Genomic DNA, 7,472 nt, shown 5'->3' on the forward strand with positions numbered 1-7,472 from the left:
CCCCGGCCCCGGCCGCGAGCGCGACCGCCATCGCCGCGAGGTTGCCGATGTCGTGGCCCGAATAGGCCCAGAGGACGTGACGGATGCCCGACATGGCGAAGGGCTGGTTCGCATAGCTTGCGCCGTCGTAGCTTGCCACGGACGCGAGCCAGTTCACGAGGACAAGCGGATCGCCCAGCATCGCGGGCAGGAGGAGGAGCAGCGAGGCGACGATGGCGGGCAGGACGATCGCCCGGGCCCCGCTGCGGAGAAGGAGCGCAAGGGCCACGATCGCGCCGACCTGCGGTTTGGCGCAGAGGAGGACAAGCCCGATGACCGCGACCGCGCGTCGCTCGCGCGCGAGCCCGGCATGCAGCAGGGCGGCCCCGAGATAGACAAAGACGGAACTTTGTCCGACGAAGAGCGACAGCTGGGTGACTTCCAGCGCGGACAACACCGCGAGATGCAGGCCGAAGACCGCGCCGGGGCCGAGCCCCGTGCCGGCCATCGCCCAGCCCGGCCGCGACGGCTGCGACAGGGCGTAGGCGACCGAGGCGCTCGCCAAAAACAGCGCGCCGAGCGAGAGCGCAAGCCAAAGCTGCCAGGCGGTGCCGAGGTCGAACAGGGCAAGCAGCACCGAGGGCAGCCAGAAGGTGGGCGGGTTTGCCCATATCTCGGGCCGGTTGCCCTCGCCGATCAGCCGTGCGGCCGCCTCGGCAAATCCGGGACCGTAGGGCGACACGCCGTCGAGCCAGAGCCGGCCGGCAAGCCAGTAATAGCGGAAGTCGTAGCCGGGATCGCCGGCTCGCGCGACGGCGAGCACGACGAGCTGGCTGAACGCGAGCGCCGCCAGCCCGGCAAGCAAGGCTTCGGCGATGCGCCCGGGCCGCGACGCGACCCCGCGTGTCATCCTGGGCAGCCCTGCCCCCGCCACGTTCCGGTCGTACGTCATCCTGCCGTACCCGTTTCCGATGGTCCACCGACCCCGACCTTCACCGCCGAATTCGGCCACAACGTGCGGCAGCCGTGGCGATTTCAGGGCAACGGGCGCGCCGGGGCGACGAAAAGGGCCGCCACGGTTTCCCGCGGCGGCCCCATGCCTTCGCGCGGCCGAAGGATCAGCCGTTCTTCGCGTAGTATTCGACGACCAGGTTCGGTTCCATGTGCACGGCGTAGGGCACGTCGCCCAGCGCGGGCGTGCGCACGAAGGTCGCGGTCATCTTGGAATGGTCGGCCTCGATGTAGTCCGGCACGTCGCGCTCCGCGAGGCCCACCGCCTCGAGCACGATGGCGAGCTGGCGCGACTTGTCGCGGACCGCGACCACGTCGCCTTCCTTCACGCGGTAGGAGGCGATGTTGACGCGGCTCCCGTTCACGGTGACATGGCCGTGGTTGACGAACTGGCGCGCGGCAAAGATCGTCGGCACGAACTTGGCGCGGTAGATCACGGCGTCCAACCGGCGCTCCAGAAGGCCGATCAGGTTCTCGCCGGTGTCGCCCTTCACCCGGGCGGCTTCGGTGTAGATCCGCTTGAACTGTTTCTCGGTCAGGTCGCCGTAATAGCCCTTGAGCTTCTGCTTGGCGCGCAGCTGCGTGCCGAAGTCCGACAGCTTGGTCTTGCGGCGCTGGCCGTGCTGGCCGGGGCCGTATTCGCGCTTGTTGACCGGGGATTTCGGACGGCCCCAGATGTTCTCGCCCATCCGGCGGTCGATCTTGTACTTGGCAGAGGTGCGTTTGGTCACCGCTGATCTCCTTCGATATGACGCCGCCGGGTGGCAGCTGTGAAGGGCGTTGTCCTCTCCCCGAAGGGCGACAGGCATCCCCTTGCGGGGGCCGCCAACACCAAATGAATGACCCGGGCGAGCGGCCCGGGACGGGCGGCTTATAGCTGCGGCGGGGCGAGAGTCAACACATCCCCTTCACCCGATGCGAAATATCCCCCGGGGGTCCGGGGGGCAGGGAGCACCCGCGGGTCCCGCCGGCTCAGGCCGCCCGGTGGCGCAGGATCGCCGCCTCGGGCGCCGACAGGCTCCGCCGGGCGAAGCCGCCATAGCGGAAGGGGTCCGCGGCAAGCCCCTCGACAAGCGCATGAAGCGCCGCGCGGTCGGCCGGGTCGAGCGCGGCGGGATCGGCCGCCGCCGGATGGAAGGTTTCGGCGGGCCGGCCGTTGGCGCAGATGACCTCGTGCCGCGCGGTCAGGAGGTGGACATAGGTCACCTCGCGCGGGCCCGTCTCGATCCGCACGTGCCTCCCGTCGACGAGGTCGCGCGCGGCGGCGAGCACCTCGTCCTCGCCGAAGAGCGCGCGCGCCGCCGCGCCCGCGACCAGGATGCGGTGGTCGGGCGAGACGACCAGGTCGGCCTGCGACCCGTCCCCGCCAAGGGCAACGGCGCCGATGCGCACCGGGCGGAGCGCCGGCAGTGCGTGCAGCCGCGCGCCGCTCATCCGCCGCGCGCCGGTCCAGAGCACCTCCTGCGGTCCGTTGTCGCGGGTGGAGACAAGGTCGCCCGGCCGGATCGCCTCCACCGGCCGCAGCCCTTCGGGGGTGGCGATGCGTGTGCCGGGGGTGAAGCAGATGACGCCGCCCGGCGCGGCGGCCTCGGGAGCGGCGCGGTCCAGCCGAACCGCGACGACGGCGAGATCGACGCCACGTGGGGGCAGCGCGCCAATGACCGCCAGAAGCCGCCCGGCCGGATCAAGCGGTGTCAGCCGGTAGAGCGCAAGCCCGTCCGTCACCGCGAAGCCCGCGCCGCCCGCGGTCGGCTCCGCCACGGCGGTAAGACAGCGCCGACCCTGGGCCGCCGGGCCGATCAGGCGCGCCACGACGCGCGCCGCGCGCTGGCGCAACTCAGCCTCTCCCGCCGCCCCGTCGAGGGCGAGGACGCGGGCCGGCCCGTCCACCCGGAGCGCCTCGCCGTGCCAGCACCAGGTCGATCCGACGTCGATGACGGGCGGAGGCGCCGCGACGATCCCGTCCGTCTCCGTCTGCTCGACCGAGATCACGAAGGTGCCGCGATAACCCGCCGCCATGCCGAATGCCGCCCGCTCATCTCCGGCGCCTCTTCGGGGCGCCTTGAGCACAGTCTAGCAGCGCCGGTGCCGCTGCGGAAACCACCTGCCGCGGGAACGGGTCCCCGCCCTGCCCGCCTGTTGCAGAAAGGACTCGGGGGCCGTTCGGGGGGCGTCTCCGGATCAACCGCGCCGGGTCACGCGCATTTTGAATAGCCGCAGGACGGGCAGGTCATGCAGCCCTCGACCATCTGCATCCCCTTCTGCCCGCAGGAGGGGCAGGCAGGCCCGCGCGGCGCCTCGCCGACCGCCATCGCCTGCGCCTTGGGGTCGGACTTGAGCCCCAGCCCCTCGCCGGCGAGGAAGCCGATGGCAATCATGTGGCGCTCGATCACGCCGCCGATGGCGGCGAGGATCGAGGGGATGTAGCGCCCCGCCATCCACGCGCCGCCGCGCGGGTCGAAGACCGCCTTCAGTTCCTCCACCACGAAGGATACGTCGCCGCCGCGCCGGAACACCGCCGAGATCATCCGCGTCAGCGCCACCGTCCAGGCATAGTGCTCCATGTTCTTGGAGTTGATGAAGACCTCGAAGGGCCGCCGGTGCCCGCCCTGCACGATGTCGTTGATGGTGATGTAGATCGCGTGCTCGCTGTCGGGCCACTTCAGCTTGTAGGTCGCCCCTTCCAAGGCCTGAGGCCGGTCCAAAGGTTCGGAGAGGTAGATCACGTCGCCGTGCGGGGTGAGGGGGGCGGAGCCGTCCTTGGAGAGGACTTCAGGGGCGGCTTGGTGATCACCGAAAAGGAGCCAGCCTGCCGATACGTTGAATGCCTTCGCAGCCAGTTCCGCCCCGTCCTTGGAAAGTTCCTGTTGTCCTTCGGTGACCCACAGTGAGTATCGACTGCGCTTTACGCCGATAGCATCGGCCGCTTCTTGCTGGGTATGATAACCGGCGCGCTTCTGCGCCCACAGCAATCTTTCGCGCGAGTTGCTCAGTTCGGGCAAGGGCGACGAAGACACAGCTTGAGAAGCCACCGTCAACACACTCCCCGTCACCGCGTTCGGCCGGTAGGTGGTGCAGCCCTTGCAGCCCTGGTCCCAGGCCGCCATGTAGACGTCCTTGAAGGCCTCGAAGCCGATCTCCTCGGGGCAGTTGATGGTCTTCGAGATCGACGAATCCACCCATTTCTGCGCCGCAGCCTGCATCCGCACGTGGTCCATGGGCGGCAGGGTCTGGGCGTTGACGAAATGGTCCGGAAGGGGCCTGTCGCCGAAGCGCTCGCGCCAGAGCTGGACGGCGTAGTCCACCACTTCCTCCTCCGTCCGGCTGCCGTCCTTCTGCAAGACCTTGCGCTTGTAGGCATAGGCGAAGACCGGCTCGATGCCGGAGGAGACGTTGCCGGCATAAAGGCTGATCGTGCCCGTGGGCGCGATCGAGGTCAGGAGCGCGTTGCGGATGCCGTGGGTGCGCACGGCCGCGCGCACGTCCTCGTCCATCTGCATCATGTTGCCGGTGGCGAGGTACTTCTCCGCCTCGAAAAGCGGGAAGGCGCCCTTTTCCCCGGCAAGTTCCACCGAGGCGAGGTAGGCCGCCCGGGCGATCCCGCGCATCCAGTCCTCGGTCTGCTGCGCGGCCTTTTCCGACCCGTAGCGCAGCCCCACCATGAGCAGCGCATCCGCCAGCCCGGTGACGCCGAGCCCGATCCTGCGCTTGGCGCGCGCCTCCGCCTCCTGCTCGGGCAGCGGAAAGCGCGAGGCGTCCACGGTATTGTCCATCATCCTGACCGCGACCCGCACCAGGTCGTCGAGCGCCGCGAGGTCGAGGGCCGCGCCCTTGCCGAAGGGGTCCGTCACCAGCCGGGCGAGGTTGATCGAACCGAGAAGACAGGCGCCGTAGGGCGGCAGCGGCTGCTCGCCGCAGGGGTTGGTGGCCGCGATCGTCTCGACGTAGGAAAGGTTGTTCATCGCGTTGATGCGGTCGATGAAGATCACGCCCGGCTCGGCATAGTCATAGGTCGCCCGCATGATCCGGTTCCAGAGGTCCCGCGCCTCAACCGTGCGGAAGACCTTGCCGTCGAACACGAGGTCCCAGGGCTTGGCCCCCTTCACCGCCGCCATGAAGGCGTCGGTGACAAGGACGGAGAGGTTGAACATCCTCAGCCGCGCGGCGTCCTGCTTGGCCTCGATGAAGGCCTCGATGTCGGGATGGTCGCACCGCATCGTCGCCATCATCGCGCCCCGGCGCGAGCCCGCCGACATGATCGTGCGGCACATCGCGTCCCAGACGTCCATGAACGAGAGCGGCCCCGAGGCGTCGGCCGCGACGCCCGCGACCGGCGCGCCGCGCGGCCGGATGGTGGAGAAGTCATAGCCGATGCCGCCGCCCTGCTGCATGGTCAGCGCCGCTTCCTTCAGCGCGTCGAAGATGCCGCCCATGCTGTCGGGGATCGTGCCCATGACGAAGCAGTTGAAGAGCGTGACCGCGCGGCCCGTGCCGGCGCCGGCGGTGATCCGGCCGGCGGGAAGGTAGCGGAAATCCTCGAGCGCAGCGTAAAAGCGGTCCTCCCAGAGGGCCGGGTCCTTTTCGACCGCCGCGAGCGCGCGGGCGATGCGCCGCCAGGTGTCCTCCACCGTGCCGTCAAGGGGCGTGCCGTCCTCGGCCTTCAGGCGATACTTCATGTCCCAGATCTGCTCGGCGATGGGGGCGGCGAAACGGGTCATCGAAAGCGGTCCTCGGGCTTCGGGGAAAGGTCCCTACGATACGCCCCGCGCCGGTGCCGGTCAACTTGATCTCGCGGTCGGAGGGGCTAGAATGTCCATCTCTGGGGGTGCCATGGCCGAGTCTGTCCATCTTCTGAAACTCTGTGTCGGCGCCGAGTCGGTCGAGGACCTGATCGACTGGCACCGCACGCATCCCTCGCCCTTCCCCACCGGCGAGCGCCGCCACGTGACCCGCATGTGGCCGAAGCGCGAGGCCGAGGTCACCGCGGGCGGCTCGCTCTACTGGGTGATCAAGGGCGTGATCCTCTGCCGCCAGCGGATCGTCCGGCTCGACGAGGTGCGCGGCGCGGACGGCATCCTGCGCTGCGGGATCGTCATGGAGCCGGAGGTGATCCGCACCGAGGGCGCGGCACGCCGCCCGTTCCAGGGCTGGCGCTACCTGGAGGCCAAGGACGCCCCGCGCGACCTGCCGCGCGGCCGGGGGACGGACAGTGCGCTGCCCGAGGAGATGGCGCTGGCACTGGCCGCGATCGGGTTGCGCTGAGGGGTCGCCGGCGGGGGCCAGCCCCCGCACCCCCGGAGTATTTCGGCCAAGAAGAAGATCGGGGCGCGGCGTTCAGGCTGCGAAGGTCAGACTGCGGACGGATCGAAACCGAGGCGGCGCCCGAGGCCGGCGAGGCCCGTGCGCGCGCCCGCGCCCCAGTTCGCCGTGCGGGCGGCGTAGAGCGTCGCCTGGCTTTCGTGGACGAGCCCGTCGGCGAGGATCTTCAGGTGGTTTGCCCGCAGCGTCTCGCCGGTCGAGGTGATGTCGGCGACGGCCTCGGCGGTGAGGTTCTTCACCGTCCCCTCGGTCGCGCCCTGGCTGTCGACGAGTTGGTAGTCGGCGACGCCGCGGGAGGTGAGGAACTCGCGGACGAGCCGGTGGTATTTCGTGGCGATCCTGAGCCGGTGGCCATGCGCCCGCCGGAAGGCAGCGGCGGCAGCATCGAGATCGTCGAGCGTGTCGACGTCGATCCAGGCGGCGGGAACGGCGAGGACGAGATCGGCGTGGCCGAAGCCCAGGGGGGCGAGTTCGGCCACCTGGCGGTCCCAGTCGGCGAGCTTGTCGCGCACGAGGTCCGAGCCGGTGACGCCGAGGTGGATGCGTCCCGCCGCGAGCTCGCGCGGGATCTCGCCCGCCGAGAGCAGGACGAGTTCCAGACCGTCGGCGCCCTCGACGCGGCCGGCGTATTCGCGGTCGGACCCGGCGCGGCCGAGGATGACGCCGCGGGCACCGAACCAGTCGAAGCACTGTTCCATCAGCCGGCCCTTGGAGGGAACGCCGAGCTTCAGCATGGCGCGGCCCCCTTCAGGTCGGCGACGATGCCCGGGCGGATCACGCCCCCCACGGCGGGGATCGAGCGCCCGGTCCCGAGGACCGAGGTCAGCGCGTCGTAGCGCCCGCCGGAGGCGACGGGGGGAAGGGCCGGGTCGGCGGCGTGGAAGGAAAAGACGAAGCCGTCGTAGTATTCGAGCGTGGTGCGGCCGTGGCTCGCCTCGAAGTCGAGCGCCGCGACGTCGATCCCGCGCCCGGCGAGCGCGTCGAGCCGCGCCTCCATCCGGTCGGTGGCGGCAGCGATCGCGGGCATCACGCGGGCGAGGTCGCGCAGGTGCGCGAGGGCCGCGGGGCTTTTCGCGGAGAGGTTCAGCAGGTCCTCGAGCCGCGCCACCTCCTCGGCCGGGATCGGCGGCGCGGCGGCGTCCTCCTGCAGCGCCTCGATCCGT

The 7,472-nt window shown here is 70.4% G+C and carries 7 protein-coding genes; 1 reads left to right on the forward strand and 6 read right to left on the reverse strand.

Annotation, left to right across the window (positions count from 1 at the left end; translation table 11 throughout):
- The 4 genes from F9K34_RS15435 to F9K34_RS15450 all read right to left on the reverse strand — a co-directional run.
- Positions 1–931: glycosyltransferase family 87 protein (locus tag F9K34_RS15435; protein ID WP_291338014.1), on the reverse strand; the 931-nt coding region annotated here is incomplete at its 3' end.
- A 166-nt stretch (positions 932–1,097) separates the two neighbouring features.
- Positions 1,098–1,721 carry a 30S ribosomal protein S4 gene (gene rpsD, locus F9K34_RS15440; RefSeq protein WP_291338015.1) on the reverse strand — a complete coding sequence of 208 codons (624 nt, stop codon included), beginning with the start codon at positions 1,719–1,721 and terminating at the stop codon, positions 1,098–1,100.
- Between the two features lie 241 nt (positions 1,722–1,962).
- Positions 1,963–3,009, reverse strand: coding sequence for a Hint domain-containing protein (locus F9K34_RS15445; RefSeq protein ID WP_291338016.1), 1,047 nt, complete (start codon positions 3,007–3,009; stop codon positions 1,963–1,965).
- 176 nt (positions 3,010–3,185) lie between these two features.
- A complete protein-coding gene (locus F9K34_RS15450; RefSeq protein ID WP_291338017.1) occupies positions 3,186–5,708 on the reverse strand; it encodes an adenosylcobalamin-dependent ribonucleoside-diphosphate reductase in 2,523 nt (840 codons plus the stop codon).
- Between the two features lie 112 nt (positions 5,709–5,820).
- Between F9K34_RS15450 and F9K34_RS15455 the strand changes: the two genes are divergently transcribed.
- Positions 5,821–6,252, forward strand: coding sequence for a DUF1489 family protein (locus F9K34_RS15455; RefSeq protein ID WP_291338020.1), 432 nt, complete (start codon positions 5,821–5,823; stop codon positions 6,250–6,252).
- Positions 6,253–6,338: 86 nt separating this feature from the next.
- Here F9K34_RS15455 and hisG read toward each other — a convergent pair whose 3' ends face one another.
- Complete coding sequence (gene hisG / locus F9K34_RS15460; protein WP_291338018.1) at positions 6,339–7,043, reverse strand: ATP phosphoribosyltransferase; 705 nt, start codon at positions 7,041–7,043, stop codon at positions 6,339–6,341.
- On the reverse strand, positions 7,037–7,472 hold a 436-nt coding region (locus F9K34_RS15465; RefSeq protein ID WP_291338019.1), incomplete at its 5' end, for an ATP phosphoribosyltransferase regulatory subunit. The genes hisG and F9K34_RS15465, both read right to left, overlap by 7 nt.

Source organism: Albidovulum sp., from assembly GCF_008933605.1.
GTDB lineage: Bacteria > Pseudomonadota > Alphaproteobacteria > Rhodobacterales > Rhodobacteraceae > Albidovulum.

Coding starts and splice junctions, on each gene's coding strand:
- F9K34_RS15445 (WP_291338016.1), bottom strand. CDS start 3,009: ATGGCGGCGGGTTATCGCGGCACCTTCGTGATCTCGGTCGAGCAGACG.
- F9K34_RS15450 (WP_291338017.1), bottom strand. CDS start 5,708: ATGACCCGTTTCGCCGCCCCCATCGCCGAGCAGATCTGGGACATGAAG.
- F9K34_RS15455 (WP_291338020.1), top strand. CDS start 5,821: ATGGCCGAGTCTGTCCATCTTCTGAAACTCTGTGTCGGCGCCGAGTCG.
- hisG (WP_291338018.1), bottom strand. CDS start 7,043: ATGCTGAAGCTCGGCGTTCCCTCCAAGGGCCGGCTGATGGAACAGTGC.